This window comes from Cupriavidus sp. 01L45 (assembly GCF_056399885.1).
Genome location: NZ_JBFTSG010000003.1, coordinates 236098 through 257127, shown reverse-complemented (window position 1 = coordinate 257127; position 21030 = coordinate 236098). Strand labels below are relative to the sequence as shown.

At 68.2% G+C, this 21030-nt stretch carries 12 protein-coding genes; 2 read left to right on the top strand and 10 right to left on the bottom strand.

Going from position 1 to position 21030, the window contains the following annotated elements; all coding sequences use genetic code 11:
- Position 1: 1 nt before the first annotated feature.
- Entirely contained in the window at positions 2 to 3217 is a 3216-nt protein-coding gene (locus AC1DT6_RS03560) for a bifunctional diguanylate cyclase/phosphodiesterase (protein WP_477111968.1), read from the bottom strand.
- A 286-nt stretch (positions 3218 to 3503) separates the two neighbouring features.
- Between AC1DT6_RS03560 and AC1DT6_RS03555 the strand changes: the two genes are divergently transcribed.
- Positions 3504 to 5468 carry a sensor domain-containing diguanylate cyclase gene (locus tag AC1DT6_RS03555; RefSeq protein WP_441637494.1) on the top strand — a complete coding sequence of 655 codons (1965 nt, stop codon included), beginning with the start codon at positions 3504 to 3506 and terminating at the stop codon, positions 5466 to 5468.
- 200 nt (positions 5469 to 5668) lie between these two features.
- Here the strand turns inward: AC1DT6_RS03555 and AC1DT6_RS03550 are convergent, their stop codons facing one another.
- The 8 genes from AC1DT6_RS03550 to bcsD form a co-directional block, all read right to left on the bottom strand.
- Positions 5669 to 6004, bottom strand: a complete 336-nt coding sequence (locus tag AC1DT6_RS03550) for a hypothetical protein (RefSeq protein ID WP_035859003.1) — start codon at positions 6002 to 6004, stop codon at positions 5669 to 5671.
- Between the two features lie 91 nt (positions 6005 to 6095).
- Positions 6096 to 10586 (bottom strand): cellulose biosynthesis protein BcsC, encoded by a 4491-nt coding sequence (locus AC1DT6_RS03545; protein WP_477111969.1) that lies wholly within the window; start codon positions 10584 to 10586, stop codon positions 6096 to 6098.
- A complete protein-coding gene (gene bcsZ / locus AC1DT6_RS03540) occupies positions 10559 to 11785 on the bottom strand; it encodes a cellulose synthase complex periplasmic endoglucanase BcsZ (RefSeq protein WP_477101872.1) in 1227 nt (408 codons plus the stop codon). The genes AC1DT6_RS03545 and bcsZ overlap by 28 nt, the downstream gene beginning before the upstream one ends.
- 11 nt (positions 11786 to 11796) lie before the next feature.
- Entirely contained in the window at positions 11797 to 14166 is a 2370-nt protein-coding gene (gene bcsB, locus AC1DT6_RS03535; protein ID WP_477111970.1) for a cellulose biosynthesis cyclic di-GMP-binding regulatory protein BcsB, read from the bottom strand.
- An 88-nt stretch (positions 14167 to 14254) separates the two neighbouring features.
- Entirely contained in the window at positions 14255 to 16510 is a 2256-nt protein-coding gene (bcsA, locus tag AC1DT6_RS03530) for a UDP-forming cellulose synthase catalytic subunit (protein WP_477111971.1), read from the bottom strand.
- Positions 16507 to 17280 carry a cellulose biosynthesis protein BcsQ gene (bcsQ, locus tag AC1DT6_RS03525; protein WP_035867614.1) on the bottom strand — a complete coding sequence of 258 codons (774 nt, stop codon included), beginning with the start codon at positions 17278 to 17280 and terminating at the stop codon, positions 16507 to 16509. The genes bcsA and bcsQ overlap by 4 nt, the downstream gene beginning before the upstream one ends.
- A complete protein-coding gene (gene bcsP / locus AC1DT6_RS03520; protein WP_477111972.1) occupies positions 17277 to 17915 on the bottom strand; it encodes a cellulose biosynthesis protein BcsP in 639 nt (212 codons plus the stop codon). The genes bcsQ and bcsP overlap by 4 nt, the downstream gene beginning before the upstream one ends.
- 69 nt (positions 17916 to 17984) lie before the next feature.
- On the bottom strand, positions 17985 to 18494 hold the full coding sequence (gene bcsD, locus AC1DT6_RS03515; RefSeq protein WP_477101784.1) for a cellulose biosynthesis protein BcsD: 510 nt from the start codon (positions 18492 to 18494) through the stop codon (positions 17985 to 17987).
- 577 nt (positions 18495 to 19071) lie between these two features.
- Between bcsD and AC1DT6_RS03510 the strand changes: the two genes are divergently transcribed.
- Positions 19072 to 20478: a class II fumarate hydratase gene (locus AC1DT6_RS03510; protein ID WP_441636579.1), complete on the top strand. Its 1407-nt coding sequence runs from the start codon at positions 19072 to 19074 to the stop codon at positions 20476 to 20478.
- A gap of 76 nt (positions 20479 to 20554) precedes the next feature.
- Here AC1DT6_RS03510 and AC1DT6_RS03505 read toward each other — a convergent pair whose 3' ends face one another.
- On the bottom strand, positions 20555 to 20845 hold the full coding sequence (locus AC1DT6_RS03505; protein ID WP_441636581.1) for a hypothetical protein: 291 nt from the start codon (positions 20843 to 20845) through the stop codon (positions 20555 to 20557).
- Between the last annotated feature and the right edge of the window lie 185 nt (positions 20846 to 21030).

Genomic DNA, 21030 nt, shown 5'->3' with positions numbered 1-21030 from the left:
GTCAGTGGCCTGTCGGCACAGCTTGCACCTTGGCGTGCATCGTCGCTTTCCCACCCGCCGCGCAGATCTCCATCAGGCCGGCGAGCGGCACCGGCTGCCAGAACAGGTAGCCCTGTACCGCGTCGCAGCCCCGGTCGCGCAGGAAGGCGAACTGCGCCGGCGACTCCACGCCTTCGGCCACCACCTGCAGATTCAGCTGGTGCCCGAGGGTGATGATGGCGGACGCCACCGCCTGGTGATGTTCATCATGGGCCACGTCGTCGACAAAGGATTTGTCGATCTTGAGCTTGTCGATCGGCAGCCGCGTGAGGTAGTTCAGGCCCGAATAGCCGGTGCCGAAATCATCGATCGACAAGCCCACGCCGAGCGCGCGCACGCGCTCGAAGGTATCGATGGTCTTGCTGCCACCCTCGATCAGGATGCCCTCGGTGACCTCGATGGTCAGGCTCGCGGCCGGCAGGCCGGCCGCCGCCAGGCATTGCGTGACCATGGCGGGAAACCCGGCCTGCCGCAGTTGCAGCGGCGAGATATTCACCGCCACCTCCAGGTCCAGCCCGAGGCTGGTGCGCAACTGCTGGATCTCGCGGCAGGCCGTGGCCAGGATCCATTCGCCCAGCGGCATGATCAGGCCGCTCTCTTCGGCGATGGGGATGAACTCGGCCGGCGGGATCACGCCGCGCTCGGGCGTGTCCCAATGAATCAGCGCCTCCACGCCGAGGATGCGCAAGCTGGCGGCATCGACGATGGGCTGGTAGCGCAGCCTGAAGGCTTGCGCGGCCAGCGCGCGCCGCAGCAGCCCCTCGATGGTGAAACGCGCCATCGACGCCTCCGCCATTTCGCTGGAGAAGCGGCTGAGTTGCGCGCCACCGCCACGCTTGGCTGCGTACATGGCGGCATCGGCGTTCTTGAGGAGGTCTGCAAGGTTGTCGCCGTCATCCGGACAGATCACCATGCCGATCGAAGGCGTCACACGCAGCCGCTGGTTGCCCAGTTGCAGGTCTTCCGACAAGCGCGCCAGGATCTTGGCGGCGACCAGCTCGGCCTCGCTGTCCTGGCTCACCGGGTCGAGCACCACCACGAACTCGTCGCCGCCCATGCGCGCGACGAGGTCGGCGTGGCGCACGGCGGCCTTGAGGCGGTCGGCGACGATGCGCAGGACCTCGTCGCCGATGTGGTGGCCGAGCGATTCGTTGATGCGCTTGAACTGGTCGAGATCGAGCAGCAGGAGCGCGATGCGCTCCCCCTTGCGCAATGCGCGCTGCAGCACCAGCTCCGTGCGTGCATGGAGCTGGGCACGGTTGGGCAAACCCGTGAGGGCGTCGTGATGCGCCAGGTGCCGGATATATTCGTCGGCACGCTTGCGCTCCGTCAGGTCATGCGCGATAGCGAGATAACCGCCGGCGTTCAGCCCCGCGATGACAGCGCCGCCGGCTACGGCAGCCGCCGGCGTATCGTCCGAGGCGCCTGGGGCGCGCGCCTCGGGCAGGGCGCTCAGCGTCAGCTGCACCGGCAAGCGCGAGCCGCCCTTGCGGACATAGGTCCACTCTTGTTCATCGGCCAGCCCAAGGCGCGCCTTGCCGACCACGGCAGGCAAGCCTGCGGCGACCGGCTCGCTCAGCTCGTTCGTCAGCGCGGCAGCGCGCACCGCGACCTCCCGGGGGTCGAGAAGATCGAGAAAGCGCATGTGCCCGGCCACCTCGCCGGCCTGGTACCACAGCATGCGCTGGGCGGCGCGGTTGATGCCCGTCACCAGGCCGTCGCGGTCGAAGGTAATGACGCTAAGCGCCGTGTGGTCAAGCACGCGTGCGCTGCGCTCGGCCTGCTCGGCGGCAGCCAGTTCGGCGCGGCGGATGGCGCTCAGGTCGGTCACCACCCACATCACGCGGCCGGGACCGGCGGCGGGCACTGACGTCACCGCTACGCGCACGGGAAAGACCGTGCCATCGGCCTTGCGGGCGCGGGTCTCGCGCCGCCCGTCCGGCGCGGGCAGCATGGCGGCGTCAGGGAGCAAGGTGGCAATGGGCGTACCGGCGAACTGGTCCGCCGCCTTGCCGAACAATGTCGTGGCAGCGGCACTGGCGATCTGGACCTGGCCATCGGCATCGCACACCAGGAAGGCATCGGTGGCACTGGCCAGGCCCGCGCGCTGCAATGCGGCGTCCGCCTGCCGGCCCTGGCGGGCCCGCGCCGCGAGCCGCCACGCCCTGTCCCGCTGCCGGGCCAGCACCAGGACCAGCCACGCCGCCATCAGCGTCGCCGCCAAGCCGCCCGCCAGCGTCAGCCGGGAGCGCCGCGGGCGATGCGCCGTCTCGAAGGCTGGCAGGGGGGCGGCACGCAGGGTCCAGATCCGGCCGCCGAATGTCAATTCGCGCTCTGCCTGCTGCTCCGGCGCCGGCGCGGCCGCCGCCACGGGCTCCGCGTCGCCGGCCAGCAGCGCGCCGGGCCGGGTGTCGCGCCCGTCATAGAGCGTCAGCGACAAGGTGCCGGCGGCGGGCAAGCCGACGCTGCGCAACAAATCCTCCAGGCGCAAGGACGTATAGACGTAGCCGGTCACGGCCAGCTGGCGCTGGACCGGCGTGTTCAGCGGCAAGCCGCTGCCGTACACCGGCAGGTAGAGCACCGCGCCGCGTTGCGGCGTCTGCGTTTCGTTCTCGTGCACGAGTTCCACGCCGGTGGTCAGGCGCACCTCGCCGCTGTTGCGGGCAGCCTCGGCGGCGGCCCGGCGCACGGGGTCCGAGAGGATGTCGAAGCCAAGCGCCCGCGTGTTGCGCCCGGCGAAGGGCTCGACATAGACAACCGGCGCGTACACGTCGCGCGGGCCCAGCGGGTAGACCTCGAAGCCTGGCTGGCCCTGGTGACGTATCGTCTCGACCAGCCAGTCGAGCTCCCTGGGAGGGGTCAGGCGCGCATAGCCGATCGATTGCGTGCCGGGCGGCAGCTCGTCCAGTTGCGTGGTGTACAGGTAGTTGCGCCATTGCTCGCGCGTGGCGACGGGATCGGCGGCGAACAGCCCCGCGGTCCCGCGCAGCAATTGCTCGTTCTCCTGCAGGCGCCGTTGCAAGGCCGTAAAGACCGGCGAGAACAACGCATCGAAATCGTCGCGCACTACCCGGTCCTCCAGCGTGCGCATGCCGTACCAGGCGCCGCCCGTGGCCAGGGCGCCGGTAGCGGCAACCAGCAGGGATAGCAAGACGGGCGAAAGTGAGGGCAGTTTCATGAACAGGGGGAGCGGATGGGAGCCCTCGACGGCCTCACCCTGCCGTCGCAGGGCTTCGAGCCACTATACCGTGACGTCAACGGCTCGCCCACCCCCGGCATCCCGGAGTAACGTGCGGCGCCACACGCACTCGCGCGGCACGCCCCGCGCGCCCATCCGGACTCGCGCGGGGCAGGCGCTTGTGGTAGGGTTGGCGGGCCCGCAAGCCTGCCGGAGCCCGACTCCGGCAGCTACGCGGGCCGGCCGGCCAGAAGGCACGCGCCATTCCCCGACACCGCCGGCTCGCATGCCCCAAGTTTCGCTTTCCCTGAAGGCGCGTCTCGCGCTGATTTCCACGGCGTTCGCCGCCGTACTTGGTACCGGCATCGTGCTGGCTTCGCTCTATTATGCGCACGACGACCTGCGCGCCGCGTTGCAGGACCAGCAGGACTCCATCGTCAAGCTCGCCTCAAACCAGCTCGACACCGCGATGGAAGACCGCATCACCCTGCTATCCCACGTGGCCCCGCAGCTCGCCGGGGAGCTCGGGCGCCCCGGCAACGAGCTGCGCCGCCTGCTGGAGCGGCGGATTCCCGTTCCGGGCACCTTCAATTCGTTCATGGTGGCCGATGCCCAGGGCCGCATCCTGGCCCACGACGGCGTGCCAGTGAACGTCGGCGACCGCGACTACTTCCGCGAGGCCGCGCGCACCCTGGAGCCGGTGATCACGCCGCCCATCCGCGCCCGCATCAATGGCGCGACCGGGGTGCTGGTGGCCGTGCCGATCGTCTCCCCGCAAGGTGAATTCGTCGGCCTGCTGGGGGGCTGGCTCGACCTGTCGAGCGCCAACTTCCTGGTGGAAATCACGCACAACCGGCTTGGCACCACCGGCTTCTATTGCCTGGTATCGGCCGGGCGCATGCCGGTCTACGTGCGGCACCCGGATCCGGGCATGACAGCGCAACCGGCACGCGCGCTGGGCGACACCTGTGGCGTCTATGATCGCAGCAGCGCTATCGAGTTTCTCTCGCCTTTCAGGCCGCTGATTTCCCGCTACCTGATGGAGAGCACGGGATGGGAGCTGGTGGCGGTGCTGCCCGCGCGCGAGGCCTTCGCCCCGCTGCATGCCATGCAGGCGCGCTTCCTCGGGCTGGCCTTGCTGGCGCTGGCGGTGGTGGCGCTACTGATCTGGCTGACCCTGCGGCACCTGCTGGCGCCGCTCACGCGCCTGCACCAGGTGGTACGCGACAGCGCCCGTGACCTTGCCGCCTACGAACGGCTGCCGGCACTGCAGAACGACGAGATCGGCGATCTCGCGCGCGCCTTCGGGCAGTTGATGCAAGACGTGCGCGAGCGGCGCGAACAGCTCGACCTGAGCGAGCGCCAGCTGCGCGCGGTCACCGATACCCTGCCCGCGCTGCTGGCCTTTGTCGGGCCCGACGAACGCTATGTCTTCAACAACCTGGCCTATGAGCGGACCTTTGGCATTCCGGTGCAAACGCTGCGCGGCATGACCGTGCGCGAGGTGATCGGCGAAACCCGCTATGCGCGCGTCCGGCCGTTCCTGCAAAATGCCTTGTCCGGTACCTCGGTAACGTTCGAGGTGGAGGAAAGCGATCCCGAGTACCGCTGCATGGAAACCAATTTCCGCCCCGAATGGAGCGCCGACCGCAGCCAGGTGATGGGCGTGCACGTGCATGTGCAGGACGTGACCCAGCGCAAGCTGGAGACCATGCGGCTATCGCGCATCTCCCGGCTGGATCACCTGACCCAATTGCTCAATCGCGGCGCCTTCGAGTCGCTGTTGCAGGCGGCCATGGCGCGCAGCCGTGAAGATGGCCGGCTGATGGCGCTGCTTTACCTGGACATGGACCGCTTCAAGGCCGTCAATGATTTCCACGGCCATATCACCGGCGACCTGCTGTTGCAGGCCTTCGGGCGGCGGCTGCTGCGCTGCGTCCGCGAACGCGACACCGTGGCACGCCTGGGCGGAGACGAGTTCGCCGTGGTGCTGGAGGATATCGGCGCTGCCGCCAACGCGCGGCGCATCGCCCAGGCCATCGTGCATTCGGTTGGCCGGCGGTTCTTTATCGACGGCGTGTTCGCGGATGTCGACGTGAGTATCGGGGTGGCGCTCTATCAGGGGGCGCCGATGCCGGACCAGGAGCTGATGCGGCAGGCCGATACGCTGCTCTATCGTGCCAAGGCCGCGGGGCGCGGGCGGTTCGAGATGGGGCCGGATGCGCTATTGGGGGAAGGGGACGAGGACTGAGGCCAGGGCCGCGGCACGGCTTGCACAGCGTCGCGAAGCACGGCATCACCCCGATTGACTTGCCCCGCCGCCCGCGGCGCTTCGGAAAACGGATGTCGGCGATGGTCCGCGTGGGCGCCAGCACCCGGGCGCGGCAGGTCAATGCAAGCGCCTTTACTTTGCCGCCGCTTCCCTTTACTTGCCTTGCGGCGGCGCTGCGCCTACTCCTTCCCCTCGTTGAATGGCACGTGCTTGCCGTCCCGCGACTGATACCCAAGCTTGGTATCCGCCCCCATCATCCTCTCCCACGCCACCATCGCATCGGCCACGGCATTGGGCTCGCCCTTGAACACGAGCACATCGTTCCCGCAATTGGGACACTGCCCGCCAAACACCGCATCGATGCCACGCAGGTTAGGCGCATCGATCGCATCGAAGGTGCTGAACGCCGTCTTACACGAGCCGCACACCAGTTGCGCGGGCCGCAGGCCCTCAAGCCGTGTGCGTGCCTGCTCGGCACGCTCTGCCTGGCTGCCCCGTCGTTTTGCTTCACCCATGATGAACTTCCTTCCACAGCCTGTTTGCTGCGCTCTCACTTGATTGATGGATCGTCGCGCGCCCGGCTCCTCCGTATGGTCCCGTGCCCATTCAAAACGGCACCGGGCCAATCGCCGATTGCGGCGCTACCGGCGGGAACGCGATCTGGCCGGTCTGGCGTTGCAGCGAATAGCGCACGTAGACGCCGGCATACCACTGGCTGTAGTCACGCGCGTTGTCGAGCCCGACCAGGCCACCCACAAACAGCTGCTGGGCCGCCTGGTACTCCACCGAGCCAACCAGATTGTAGGCCACGCCAGTCTTGGACTGGCCCGGATATACCGCCTTGGTCGAGCTGGTCAGGCCGGCCTTGAAGGCCGTCGCCGCCGCGGCATTGGCGGCCGACTGGGCGCCGGCATCGGTCGGGAAATAGTTCGAATCATCCTCGCGGAAGGCCTGCATGCCGAGCCCGCCGCGCACATTGTAGGCCAGCCGCCCGCTGCGGCCCGCCAGCGAGAGCGGCACCGTCACGGCGAAGTACGTCTGCGGGCTGAAATAACCGCCCTGCCCAAACGTGAAGTAGCGCAGGTTGTCCGAGTAGCCCATCGAGGTGAAGTTGACGCCGCTCATCAGCCGCTGCTCGGCGTTGTCGATCAAGCGCAGGTAGAAGCCACCGCCCCCTTCCCAGCGGTTGTTGCGCATGACGTTGTGCCCGGTCAGCACGCCGTAGCCGCCATAGCCGTAGAGGCCGAAGAGGCCATCGTCCCAACCAAGGTCGACGCGGCCGCCGCTGTTCATCACGCCACCCCACTGCAGGCCGACGCGATCGTCGCTGACGCCCGCGTAGGACAGCAGGCTGTCCGTCACGGGCCGGCGCGACGCGCCCAGCGACAGCGTGGTGCGCTGCGTCACCGGCAGGTTGAGGCGAGCGCCGGCGTTAACGTCGGTATAGCGGAAGCCCAGTGGCGTGCTGCCGATATCGGCCTTGAAATTGTCCGACTCGTAGGCCACACCGAGCGCCACCCCAAAAGCGTTCTGCGAGCCTGGCGAAGTGGACTGCAACGGCGTGCCATTCAGGTTGACCGGCGCCCCTCCCACCGGGAAGGCCAGCGGACCGCCGCCAAATCGCGAGGCGCTGTTGTAGTCGCCGCCCACCGAGCCGGCGTCGAGCGCGACCGGCGTCACCCGTGCCACCAGCTTGCCATTGCCGGCGGCCATCTTGGCTTCTGCCACCACCTGCATTTCGGTGAGCTGGCTCATGCCAGAGTCGCCGTTGCGTCCACGCAGCGTGGGGCCGCCAGCAAAGGTGCTGCTGCGCTGCGCCTCGATCTCGCGCAGTTCTTCTTGCGCGGTCTTGGGCCCCACCGGATTCGCCTGCGAGTCGGCATCGGCCAGCCAGGGCGCGCGAGACTGCGCGCCGATCGGCTGGCGCGCTGGCGCGGCGGGCACGGGTGCCGCCGCGTAGCCGCCGGCCGGCGCCGCGTATTGCGCCCCTGGATACTGGGGAGCCGCCGCAGCCTGCGGGGCCGGATACGGTACGCCGGGCTGCTGGGCGGCCTGCGCGTTGCCCGGATAGGCCGGATAGGCCGGATAGGCCGGGGCCGGCGCCGGGTAAGCGGCATAGCCTTGATTGGGCTGCGTGGCCTGGTTAGCCGCCTTGGTGCTGCCGCGCGTGCTCTTGCCACGCGTGCCGGCGGTGCTGGAGGGGGCCTGCGCCGGGGCGGGCGCCTGCTGCGGATAGTAGGCTTGCGGCTGCTGGATCACGGGAGCCATCGGCTGCCCGCCGGCGGACACCGGCGCCGGGATATAGGGCTGCGAGGGCTGCCCGCCTGCATTCATCATCACCGGCGCCGGGATCATCGCGGGCTGGGGCGCCGCCACGGCACGGCTGGGGCCTGGCACAACCGGATAGGGCGCTTGCGAGCCGGGCGGCGGCAACTGCGAGCTATCGCGCTGGCCGGGCAATCCGACAAACGGGTTGGACGGCACGCGGTCAAAGCCCGCGCCACCCGGGCGTGCGGAGCCGCTCGAAGTGCCCAGCGCGTTCTCGGCGGCCACCGCCGCGCGGAAATAGTCCGCCGCGCGCGAGGTCTTGCCCTCGGCGCGGTAGAGCCGCCCGGCGGCGGTCAGCACCTTGGGCGAGTTGGGCGCCTGCGCCAGCGCCATCTGCAGCGTGCCTTCGGCCCAGCTGTATTCCTTGGCGGCGGTGGCGGTGCCGATGGCCGCCAGCATCAGGTCGAGGTTGCGCGGATCCTTCTCCAGCACGCTCTCGTACAGCGTCAGTGCCTTCTTGTTCTCGCCGGCCTGGGCGTACATGCGCGCCAGGCTGGCACGCACGGCGCCGTTGCCCGGACGCTCGGACAGCGCCGGCGCCAGCATGTCGTAGGCGGCCACCAGGTCGCCGCTCTCGGTCAGCGCGTCGGCCTGCCGCACGATATAGGCCACGCGCAGGTCGTCGTAGTCGCGGCGCTGCGATGCGCTCATGCTGGCGTTGGCGAGCTGGCGCAGCACGCCGGCCAGTTCCACGTCCTGTTTGGTCTTGAGCAGGATGGCCGCGTACTGCAGTTGCATGCCGACATCCGGGCGCACCGTGCGGCTCATCACGTTGCGCATCAGCGACAGCGCGCGCGCCTCGTCGCCGGCATCGGCGTAGGCCAGCGCCAGCGCGCCAAGCTGGTCTGCGTCCTGCTGGGCGTAGCGCTCGGTCTGTTGCAGCACGCCAAGCGCGGCGGCTTGCTGGCCGGCGGCGGCGAGTCCGCTGGCGCGGTCGGCTTCGGCGTGCACCCACAGGCGACGCTGCAGGGTGCCCATGTCACGGGTGCGGTTCTGCGGGGGAATACGCTCCAGCGCGTCCAGCCCGCTTTGCCAGTCGCCGGTTTCGGCGGACAGCAGCGCGCTGGCGTACAGCGCGTCAGGCATATTGGGATTGGACAGCAGCAAGCCGTCCATGACGCTGCGCGCCTGCTCCTTCAAACCCATCGCGGCATAGGCGCGCGCCACGTCCAGCCGTACCCACGGGTTGGTGGGATCGGCCGCCATGGCATCTTCCAGCGCGCGGCGGGCGCCGGCGGTATCGCCGCGCTGCAGCGCGGCGCGCGCCTGGCCGCGCGCTTCTTCCGCGCGCAGCTTGCCCAGCGAGCCAACCTTGTCCTGCTGGGCCGGCGTCAGGTTCTGCACGATGGCGAGCGCTTCGGCGCTCTTGTTCTGCGCCGCCAGCACGCCGATCAGGCCGCGCGTGGCATCGGGATTGTCGGGCTGTTGCTTGAGCACCCGCCGGTAAGCCGCTTCGGCCTGGGCGTACTGGCCCTCCTCGGCCATCACGTCGGCCAGCGCCACCTGCGCCGAAGGCTCGCGCGGGTCGAGCCTGATCGCGCGCTCCAGCAGGCTGCGTGCCTCGACGCGATTGCCCGCGCTGCGCGCGGCGCTTGCCTGTTCGGACAGCAGCCAGTACGTGGCGCTGTTCTGCGCGCTGCGGTAGCGCCCGCCCGCGCCATGCTTGGCAGCCTGGTCGAGAAAGTCCACGGCCTCGGCGAACTTCTCCTGCTTGAGCCGCAGCACGCCCATGCCGCCGAGGGCATCGGCGTCGCCGGGGTGTTGGGCCAGCGCGGCCTGGAAGCGTTCGCCGGCGCGCTCGAGGTCGCCGGCATCCATCGCGTCGAAGCCCTGCTGCACGATCTGGCGCACCGGGTTGCTGGCGGCGCCGGCGACCTGCGTGGCCTGCTGCTGTTGCTGCTGACCCTTGATCGCATCGAGCTTGGCGCGGATGGTGGCATCATCGGGATGGCTTGCCAGCCATGCCTGGTACATCGGCGCGTCGGCCGGGCGGCCGCCCAGCCAGGTCAGTGCCCGGCGCCAGCTCTCGCTGGCCGCGGCCGCTACGTCGCTGCTCTTCGAGAGCGCTTCAAGCTGGCGGATACCGTCGCGCCGGGTGGATTCGCGATAGGTCAGGTGTTGCGCCAGCGCGAGCTGGGCACGGTTGTCGGAAGGATTGGCGCGCGCCAGTTGCTCGAGGCCCTTGCGCGCCTCTTCCCAGCCTTGCGCGGTGCCGCCCAGCGTCTGGTAGTACTCCAGCGCCAGGTTGCCTTGCGGTACCGCGCCGCCCGCGGCCTGCTGGTAGCGCTTGACCGCTTCCTCGCTTTGGCCGCTGCGCGCCAGCTGGCGCGCCTGCTCGACCTGCCTGGTCTCGCCGCCGCTGCTGATCACCTGCGTCAGGCGCGCCACCAGCGGTGAGTTGGGCTGCGCCTTCTTCAGGCGCTCAAGGTAGGTGCGCGCACCGTCGGCGCGGCCCGCTTCGGTTTCGGCCACACCCATGCCGTACAGGGCTTCGGGCTGGTTCGGGTTAAGCCGCAGGATTTTCTGCCATGCTTCGGCGGCGCGATCGCTGCGCCCACGTTCCTGCCAGTACTTGCCCTGGTCCACCAGCAGCTTGACCGGGTCCTCCTGCGCGGTGGCTGCCGCGGCAAATACCGTCAGCAGGCTCAGCACCAGCGTCTTGGCGCGCAGGCCCCTGGCCCGCGCGGCGTCGCCGGAATTTGCCAGTCCGTGCGTCGCCCTGGATGCGGTCGCGCCTCCGGTCATGGCCGGGCGCTTGCGGTTCGACATGTCTTCTCCCACTCCAGCTCCAGTTGCCCCGAAGGCGCGAACCGGAAGCGGCCTTCGGCAAAGCCGAGGCCAAATAATCCCAATACGGTGTCGTAATACATGGCGGCGGGCTTGCCTTGCGCGGCATCGAGCATCGACTCGGCGCGCGTGCGTTGCACCGCTGCGGCCGGCGATCCCGCGGCCTGCAGGAAAGGCACCAGCGCGGCGGAGAAACCTGTCGGCCCTTCGCCTTCCAGCACGCCGCTGTCGGCGTGCATGCGCTCGGGCGGCGCGGCGCGCCCGGCCATGCGCTGCGCCTGCGGCGCCAGCGCCTTCATCAGCACGCGCCCGGCGGCGTCGCCGCGCGGCGTCATGCCGGCCCAGAGATAGACACGGATGGCATCGTAGCTGCTGACGTCGCCCTTGTCGGGGTCGGCAACAAAACCGCTGCCGGCATTGTCGCTGCGATAGGCCGACCAGTCCGGCACGATGCCCTGCCGGGCCACCGCCTCAACCAGCCTGCCAGTCTGCGTGGCCAGCGTGCCCCAGGGGCCGGCCGGCTCCGCGGCGGCCAGGCGGCGCAGCAGCGGGACGGGCAGGTAGCTGGCATTGAGGCGCCATTGGCGCGGGCCATCGGCCTTGCCTTGTGCGAAGCCCTGCGGCCCCGGCAACAGCATGGTGCCGAAGCCCGGCAGCGACACGACTTCGTGCTGCGCCGCCAGCTTGAGCAGCGCGCGCGCCGATTCGGCATAGCGCGGCTGGCGCCACAAGCGGGCAGCCTCGAGCAGGGCGAAGGCGAACCACAGGTCGGCGTCGGAGGCCGGATTGGCATCGATCACGCCCCACGAGCCGTCGGCGCGGTGGCCCCATTGCCAGGCGGGCAGCTTGTCCTGCAGGCTGCCCGCGCCCAGGTTGGCAATGCTCCACTGCCAGAGCCGGTCGAAGGTGGCGCGGTCGTTGGCCACCAGCGCGAACACCATGCCGTAGGACTGGCCCTCGGAGGTGCTTTGCTGCTCCTTGGTGGAAGGATCGACCACGCGCCCATCGGCCTGCACGAACCGCGACAGGAACTGCTGGTATAGCGGCCAGGCGCAGGCGGCGGGCGCGGCAGGCCTGGGCGTCGCCGCCCCTGCAAGCGCGGGCCAGCCGCCCAGTGCCGCCAGCGCGCCCAGCCCGGGCAGGCCAGCCAGCCAGCGGCGGCGCGGTTGATTCACGCGCAGTTGGTTCACGCTCACTTGTCTTCTCCCCGCTTGCGGCGGGCCGCGCGTGCCCGCAGCGACAGGAAGAGCAAGGCGGCCAGCAGCAGCGCGGACCCGCCGATCATCAGCACCATGGCCAGGGGCCGCTGCGAGAGCCACCACTGCACATAGGTCCAGGGCGGCAGCTTGCCCACGTAGTAGTTCTGCTGGGCCGCCAGGCTGTCGATCTCCTTGCCGCGCACCAGGGCCAGGCTGCCCTGCACGTTGGCGACCTGGTCGGGATCGAGCAGTACCTCCGTCATCGCCAGCAAGCCTTGCGGCGCGTTGCTGGTGACCGCGACCACGCTGCGCCCGGACGCCAGCGGCGACTCGAAGGCGCTGAGCGCGGCGTCGGTGCTGGCGCTGCTGATCGACATCCGTGCTTCCAGCGAACGGTTGCGCGTGCCGTCCGCGCCGTTCCACCAGCCTGCTACGGTCGAGACAATATCCGTCAGCGAGAAGCGCTTTTCATTGCCCCCCAGCGACACCGGCATGCGCTCGGCCCACTGCGTGAACAGCGGCTGGCTCTGCGTGGTGCCGATCACCAGCAGATCGCGCGCGGACTGCTTGTCGACCTGCGCCGCTACGCTCACGGCCACGCCGGTAGCGGGATAGCCGGTGGACTCACCCATGCGCCCCATCAGCGTGAGATAGGTCGAATAGTCCTCGGCGGCCGGATTGTCCGGCAGAATCACCGCGGTCTCGGACAGATCGGCCATCCGCGTGAACGGGAAGCCGCTGTTGCCGAACACCGCCAGGTCGGGCAGCGCGATAAAGTGCGGCAGTCCGGAGATGTTGAGGGTCGAATCCGGATCGATGGCGCCCTTGACGTTGTCGAGCAGCACGTCCTTGCAGGCACCCTGCTTGAGATAGTCGTAATAGAAGTGGAACTGCAACTGCGAGTGCGCGGGCAGCATGAACAGCGGCAGGTCGATGTGTTCGCTGACCGGCACCGAGCCATCCGGCAGCACCTTGGCCAGCAACTGGCTGGCGCGGCCATCCTGGTTCTTCACCGAGCGTAGCGGATAGGCACGCAGGAACTGGTTGCTGACGTTGATATTGAGCGTGGACTTATCCACCACCGGGCGCGGCGTATAGCGGTACTTCAGGTCGATCGGGATGCCCTTGGTGCGCCAGCCGAACAGGTCGGGCGGCAGGCGGAAATTCACGCGCACAAGGTCGGGGTTGTAGCCCGAGACGTTGAGGTCGCGCACTTCGGCGAGTTCGCCGAAACGCACCGGCCGGTCGCTGCGGATCCAGTTCGGCGCGTCGTAGGGCACGCGCGGCGCCACGTCTTCGAGCTTGTTGATGGTGGCACTCTGCCCCGACAGCGCGCGGGCGCCGAGCGTGAGCGCTCGCGCCGCGGTCTTCAACTCGGCGCTGTCGCGCCCCATCACCAGCAGCAGCTTGGCGTTGGCATCGCCCGGATTGGGCACCACCGCGATCGACGGCCCGTTGATGGCGGGCACCTGCACGCCCGCTGGCTTTTCCTCGTTGGTAGCGAACACCACCGCATTGCCTTTGGCCGGCACCTGGTTCAGCGTGGCGGCAAACGATGCGCCGCGATAGCCGGCCAGCGCGCCGAACCACGACGAGACGGTTCCCGCCGCTTCCAGCGTGGCCAGCGACGGCGCGCCGGCGAATACGAAGGGCAGCCTGAGGCGGCCGACGTCGCGGCGATCGAAGAACGGCAGCGGCAGCAGCGACAGCTCGTTGGCCAGTGCCAGCGGCGTCAGCGTGAGTTCCAGCACGCTGCTATTGCCGACGGTGGCCCACAGGCTGGAGTGGAAAGGATCCTCGCAGTCGGTGGTGTAGTGGCCGATCAGTTGCAGGTTGAGGCGGTTGAACTCGGAGATCAGCCGCGGATCGATCGGCACCTCGCGCTCCAGGCTGGTGCCAGCGGTCTCCTTGGGCACCGGTACGGTACCGGCGACCTCGCCGTTGACCATCACGTTGATATGCGACAGCGCCGGTATCAGCGCGGGCGAATAGGTGTATCGCAACTTGAGCCGGGCCGAGGTCACGATCTCGTCGGCGCGGACCGAGAACGGCACGCCATTGATGGCGTCCACGCCGCGCAACTGGAAGGGCGCGGTGGCGCCCAGTTGCTTGAGCGTGAGCTGGAGGGTGCGCGCGCCGCTGCGGGGCGCGCCCGTGGCGGCCTGCGCGGCGCTGGCGGCAGGCGCCTGCGCCGCTACGGCGTCACGTGTGGCATCGGGCACGCCGGCGCGCTGGGCGCCAGCCGGGTTGACCGTCAGCATGGCGAGCGCGAGCAGCGCACCCAGGCGGGTCAATGCTGGCAAGCGCGCGGGTGGCCTTGTGGACAAGCGTGCGGGCAGGCGTGGTGTCTTGGTCAAACGCATTCTCTTCTTTCTTGCCAGTGGTCCGGTGCGTGGTCAGATCGCCGCTCCCCATGGGGCGGGGAAGCGGCACGTGGGCCGCTCAGGCCAATCAGTTTGCGGAGGCGCCAGGTTCGGGCCGCCGCAGCAGGCGGCGCATTTCTCGGCCCAGGTGGAACATCACATTATGGAAACCGAGCAGGCCGATGCGCAGGATCTGGCCGGCGGCCAGCCCCGGCGCATCCACACGCTTGCGGCCCCAGGAATCGATCCACGCGTCGGCACGCGCGAAGGTGCATTGCACGAAGGCCAGTTCCTCGCGCGGACTCATCTCCGCCAGTTCCAGGCCAGTGTGCGTCTCGCCCTGGAACACCACCTTGGCGGGGAATATGTGTTCGTCGTCCTGCAGGTAAAGCGATATCTGCACCGGCTCGCCCACGGTGGCCTTCATGCCCGGCGGCAGCCGCATGCCGATGCCGCCTTCGGCAAAGTCGATGGTTTCGCACACCAGCGCGCGGCCATCGGCGAAATGGAGCGTGGCGGGCAGCTTCATCGCAACCCGGTGCGCCACGCGGATCTGGCGCGTCTCGCTGGCGACAGCGATGGAGGCACCAAGGATGATCAGGTTGTAGAACGTCCAGATCAGGTTGAGCACGACCGTGGTGGCCTCGAACTGATTCCACAGGAACAGCCGCAGGAAACCCACCACCACGCCCAGCAGGTTGAACAGCAGCAGCACCAGGTAGGGCCGTGATATCACCCAGTCGAAGTAGGCTTCCTCGATCACCCCGCCCTTCGGCGTCACGTTGAACTTGCCGGCCGCGGGGTTGACGAAGGCCACCAGCACGGGACGCATGATGTACCAGGCCAGCACGGATTCGTAGACCTCGTTCCAGAACGAATGCCGGAACTTGCCCTGGATGCGCGAGTTGGTCATGTTCGCGTGCAACAGGTGGGGCAGCGCAAAGATCGCGATGGTCAGCGCCGAGGCCTGGATCACGTGGGCGCCGAACAGCAGGTAGGCCAGCGGCGCGGTCAGGAACACCAGCCGCGGCAGGCCGTAGAAGAAGTGCAGCATGGCGTTCAGGTAGCACAGCCGCTGCGGCAGCGACAGCCCGGGCCCGAACAGCGGATTGTCGACCCGGCAGATCTGCGCCATCCCGCGCGCCCAGCGGATGCGCTGGCCCACGTGCCCGGACAGGCTCTCCGTGGCCAGCCCCGCGGCCTGAGGGATCGCCAGGTAGGCGGTACCGTAGCCCTTGCGGTGCAGCTTGAGCGCGGTGTGGGCGTCCTCGGTCACGGTTTCCACTGCGATGCCGCCCACTTCCAGCAGCGGCGCGCGGCGGATGATGGCGCACGAACCGCAGAAGAAGGTGGCGTCCCACAAGTCGTTGCCGTCCTGCACCAGGCCATAGAACAGCTCGCCCTCGTTAGGCACCTCCTGGAAGGTGTGCAGGTTCTTCTCGAACGGATCGGGCGAGAAGAAATAGTGCGGCGTCTGCAGCATGGCCAACTTGCGGTCCTTGATGAACCAGCCCATGCAGATCTGCAGGAAGGACCGCGTGGGAATGTGGTCGCAATCGAAGATCGCCACATACTCGCCGTGCGTGCTCTTGAGCGCTTCGTTGATATTGCCGGCCTTGGCGTGGCGGTTGTGGTTGCGCGTGATGTGGGTGACGCCGACCTTCTCGCAAAATTCGCGGAATTCATCGCGCCGTCCGTCGTCCAGCACGTAGACGTTGATCTTGTCTCGCGGCCAGTCCAGCGACATGGCGGCGAACACCGTCGGCTTCACCACCGACAGCGGTTCGTTGTAGGTGGGGATGAAGATATCCACGGTGGGCCAGCTGGCGACGTCCGCAGGCATCGGAACCGGGCGGCGCTTGAGCGGCCAGGCGGTCTGGAAGTAGCCCAGCATCAGCACCACGAAAGCGTAAAGCTCGGCCAGCACCAGGCCGATGCCGAAGGCGGCGTCGAACCAGCCACCCAGCCCCACGGTTTCGGTCAGCCGCCAGTACATATAGCGGCTGGAAGCCGCGATCGACAGCACCACCATCATCAGGGTGGCAAGGTGCCCCTTGACCTTGTTCAGCCACACCGCCAGCGCGAAGCACACCGCGGCAAACCCGACCTGCTGCCAGAAATCCAGCGGCACGGTGACCACCAGCGCAAACATGGCCAGGCCGCACAGCAGCGCAAGCCACCGCGCAGGGGCACTGTCCCACAAGGGAAGCTCGACGAAAGTCGTGCCGAACCGCTGCAATAGGGACGACAGCCCGTTGGGCTTGTCCTGGTCCTGGTTCTGGTCCTTGCCTTTGGCCCGCGCGCTCTTGGGCGCGGCAGTGGCTATTGCCTTGGCTGGCTTCACGCGGCTTCTCCGTGGGCGGCCAACGCTTTCCGTATCCACGCAGCGCAGCGCTGCAGGTCGTGCGTGGCCTGGCTGTGAGGGTTGTATTCAAGCACGCTGCGATCGTAGGCAAGCGCCTCGGCCACGGCCTGGTCCTGGTGGATCACGCCCAGCACGCGCTCGCCGAGCTGGGCGCGCAGCACCTGCACCACGTCCTTGCCGAGCTGGCGGCTCACGTCGACCTGGTTGATCACCAGCACGTGGCCCAGGAAATCCGGCCGGCCCTCGCAATAGGTGCGGATCAGGTCTTCCATCAGGGGCAGCGTGGCGTAGGACGCCGCATCCGGCAGCGACACCATCACGCACAGCCGCGCACACGACAGCACCTGTCGCATGTAAGGCGACGGACCGGGCGGCGTATCGATCACGACCACGTCATCGCGACCCAGGCCCAGCGCGGCAAGCTCGGTGCGCAGCCAGCCCGGGTGGGTGGCCAGGTGCGCTTCAAACGCGGAGCGGTCCGCCTCGTTCAGCGCGCCGAACGGCACCACCAGCACGCGCGAACGGCCTTTGTACATGCTCTGCTGCCAGGCTTCGCCAGCCAGGGTCGCCCGCGCATGGCCCGCGACCTCCTGTGGCGGCATGCCGAAGTGCAGGCGCAGGGCATTCTGCGGATCCAGGTCGACGGCAAGTACATTCTCGCCGGCAACGGCAAGCGCTTCGGCCAGGTTGGCCGACAACGTGGTCTTGCCCACGCCGCCCTTGGCCGAAACTACAGCAATGATCTTCACGAGCGATTCAGCCGATCAAGAAAGGAGCGGCGCGCCGGCGCGCGCTCGCTGGTTGCGCCTGGTTCCTTGCGGCCTTCAAGCCGCGCGAATACCTTGTTCAGTTCCGTGCCGGTGCCGGGGGTGTGGTTCGGATCCACCGGCGCCCACAAGCTGCTTTGCTGCGGTGCGGGAATCGCGGGGCCTGACACCGCTGCCGGTGCGGCAGGGATTGCCTGCGCCGGCGCGGCAGGCGTGAGCGGCCTCGCGGCCGGCGCCAGAGGCGCCATGCCTTCCGGCGTGCGGAATCGGGGCTCCATCCCGGAGACTGCCGTGTTCACGGCCGAAGGCGCTTCATGCCCCACATTTTCGCGGACCGGCCCCGCGGCCGGCCGCGGCTCGCTGGCGGGCACCGCGGCCCGCCACAGTGGCGCGGGCGATGCGGCCGGCTCCGCTGCCGGGCGGGCAAATTCATGCCCGGGCGGCATCGCGGGCTGGACTGCCGGCACCACGGCGGCGCGGTCGACGCGCATAGCCGACAGCAGCGGCCAGCGCTCGCGCGCTTGCGCCGCGGCGTCTTCGCGCACAATCTCTTTGTACGTCTCCGTCCTGCCGCCGAAGCGTTGGAACAGCTTGGACAAATCGTCGGATTGACTCATGGCATCTCACTCACGCAAGGATGGAGGGCGGTGCGCCGGGGCGGACCTGCGGCAAACCACCGCAGCACCTCAACGCCCAAACCGGAATTCAACGCATCCGGTGGGATCAATCGGCGTACTCTGGCTGACCCGCAGGGCCTCGGACGAGCCAAGCATACGAAACCAGTGTTGGTACGCCCCCTCCAGGAACGCCGGTGACCAGTCGTCGGCAGCGTCTCCGAGCGCCGCCTTCAGCGGTGCGCAGTAGTGCCGGATCACCAGGGCGCCGCCAGCATCCTCGATGCTGGTCCAGCCCCAGTCCACGTCCAGCCAGATTTGGGCAATGGCCCGTTCCAGTTCGGCGAGCGTGGCGCACTCGCCCGGGTCGAATCGTTGAGCAAAACGCGCACCGACGCGCCACATGACGGCGCGCAGGCTCGCCGGATCCATGCTTTCCGCCAGTTCCTCGCCCAACGCTGACAAGACGTCACGCCATTGCGATGAGCAATGGCGCTCAGTCAAATACTGAAGAATCGCTTGATTCACCCCGAGTTCCTGTTTTAAATACTCACCGAAAATATATTTATTGTTGAAGCCCATTTTGTTACCGCCCGGGCTTATCCGCAAATGCTTCGTGCGCAACAATAGTCCGTCGGCCGGCCATGTTTCATCCGTGCAACATGCAGCTCCGTGAGCTCGCAAAAAAAGATGCCCTACGATCACACCATGCAGGTTGAAATGTGTTATCAGCCACTCCGCCCCAACAGACTGGCCGGCCGGGGCGGACGGGCGTCGACAGACTGACAGCTTCCGGCTTCGGCGTGAACCCTCCCCCTCCACAAGCGGGGATATGCGACAGCTTTCGCCGCGCCGGCCCGCGACGCAGGCCGGCAGGTCCGGGGCGCAACGCGAGTTGTCCCGACATTTAGCGTTTGCATGGAATTTATGCTTGCTTCTATAAAACAAGGAGCGAAATAAGCGGCTCCCTTGTGTATTTTTTCCCCGCATACGGGGATTGACATTCATGCCTGCGGACAACGAACCGCGGCGGCGCGGCGTATTCTAAAGGCCTGAGCCCGCAACCCGCCGCTGCGGCCAGGACGCATTGCACTTCCAGCCGGCGCGGCAAAGCCAGGATCTTTTTCGGAGCCGTCCGCCGACCGAACAGGAGAATGCCATGTCCGAGCGCAAGCCAGCCGCCACCCGGATCGAAAAGGACAGCCTTGGCGACGTGCCGGTGCCGGCCGGGCACCTGTGGGGGGCGCAGACCGAGCGTTCGCGCCAGAACTTCCGCATCGGCACCGAGAAAATGCCGCCGGCGCTGATCGAAGCTTTTGCCATCCTCAAGCTCTGCGCGGCCCGCGCCAACCGCGAACTGGGCGTGCTCAAGCCCGAACTGGCCCATGCCATCGAACAGGCGGCGCAGGAGGTCATCGCCGGCAAATGGCCGGACGAATTCCCGCTCTCGGTCTGGCAGACGGGTTCCGGCACCCAGACCAACATGAACCTGAACGAGGTGATTGCCAACCGTGCGATCCAGCTGCTCGGCGGCGAGCCGGGCTCAAGGAAGCCGGTGCATCCCAACGATCACGTCAACGCCAGCCAGTCTTCCAACGACAGCTTTCCCACCGCGATGCATATCGCCGCCGCCCGCACGATCCAGTTGCTGTTGCTGCCTGCGCTGGAGACCTTGCGGCAGGCTTTCGGGCGCAAGGTGGACGCCTTCGCCGACATCGTCAAAGTGGGCCGCACGCACTTGCAGGACGCCGTGCCGCTGACGCTCGGCCAGGAATTCTCCGGCTACGAGGCCCAGGTGGGCGATGCCCAGTCGCGCCTGCAGCATGCCATGCTGCGCGCCATGCCGGTGCCCCAGGGCGGCACGGCGGTGGGCACCGGACTCAATGCGCCGCATGGCTTTGCCGCCGTGTTCGCGCGCGCGCTGGCCGACTTCACCGGCCTGCCGTTCGAGCCCGCGCCCAACCGGTACGCGTTGCAGGCCTCGCACGATGCGCTGGCCGACCTGTCGGGCGCGCTCAACACCACGGCGTCGTCCTTCCTGAAGATCGCGCGCGATTTCATGCTGCTTGGGTCCGGCCCGCGCGCCGGTCTTGCCGAACTGGTGCTGCCGGCCAACGAACCGGGCTCCTCGATCATGCCGGGGAAGGTCAACCCGACCCAGGCCGAAGCGCTGGCCATGGTGTGCTGCCGGGTGATCGGCAACCATACCGCCATCACGCTGGCCAACGGGCTTGGCACGCTGGAGCTCAACGCCTACAAACCGGTGATTGCGTACAGCCTGCTGCAATCGGTCACGTTGCTGGCCGACGCCACCGCGAGCTTTGCCACGCACATGGTGGAAGGCGTGGAACCGGATCGCGAGCGCATCGCCGAACTGCTGGCGCGCTCGCTGATGCCAGTAACCGCGCTCAATCCGCACATCGGCTACGACCGCGCCGCCGAGATTGCCAGCCTGGCGGTCAGGCGGAACCTGTCGCTGCGCGAGGCGGCACTGGCGTCGGGCCATGTTACCGAGGCCCAGTTCGAAGCATGGATAGACCTGAGCGGGATGACGCAGGAAACCTGAGGTGCCACGCCGCCCATGCGCCCCGTCCGGTGCAAAGTGCCCGGCTATCGTGGCGAAATCAGGCCGGCCCGCCGGCTCAGCGCTGCCCCATTTCGCACACGGCGCAGACGGCCACGGCAGCGCCACAGGTGAACACCAGCATCACCAGGACCACCAAGGCGTCGACAAAGCTCATGCTGCCTGGCGAACCCACGCCGACCAGCCGCCAGCAGATCCAGGCAATCCAGCCCAGCGCCGCGAGGGCACTGCAGACCGCCACGGCCACGCCGGCCCGGTGCGTCAGCCGGCGCCAGGTGGCGGCCGGCACGCGACTGCTTTCGCTCTCGTTTTGGTTTTCGCTTTCGTGATGGGATATGACGGTCTGCATCCGGAGTCTCCTTAGCCAAACCTGCCGCCTGGATAAACCATGCCTGGACCGGCATCACATGCGCCTGAGAGGAACCCCGCGCGGCAGGTAGCGCGCCGGGCCTTGAGGACACATTGGCCGATACGCCTGGGGTACCGTCCGAGGGGAAGTATGGTGCGGCGAATGCCGAGCCGCCATAGGTAACT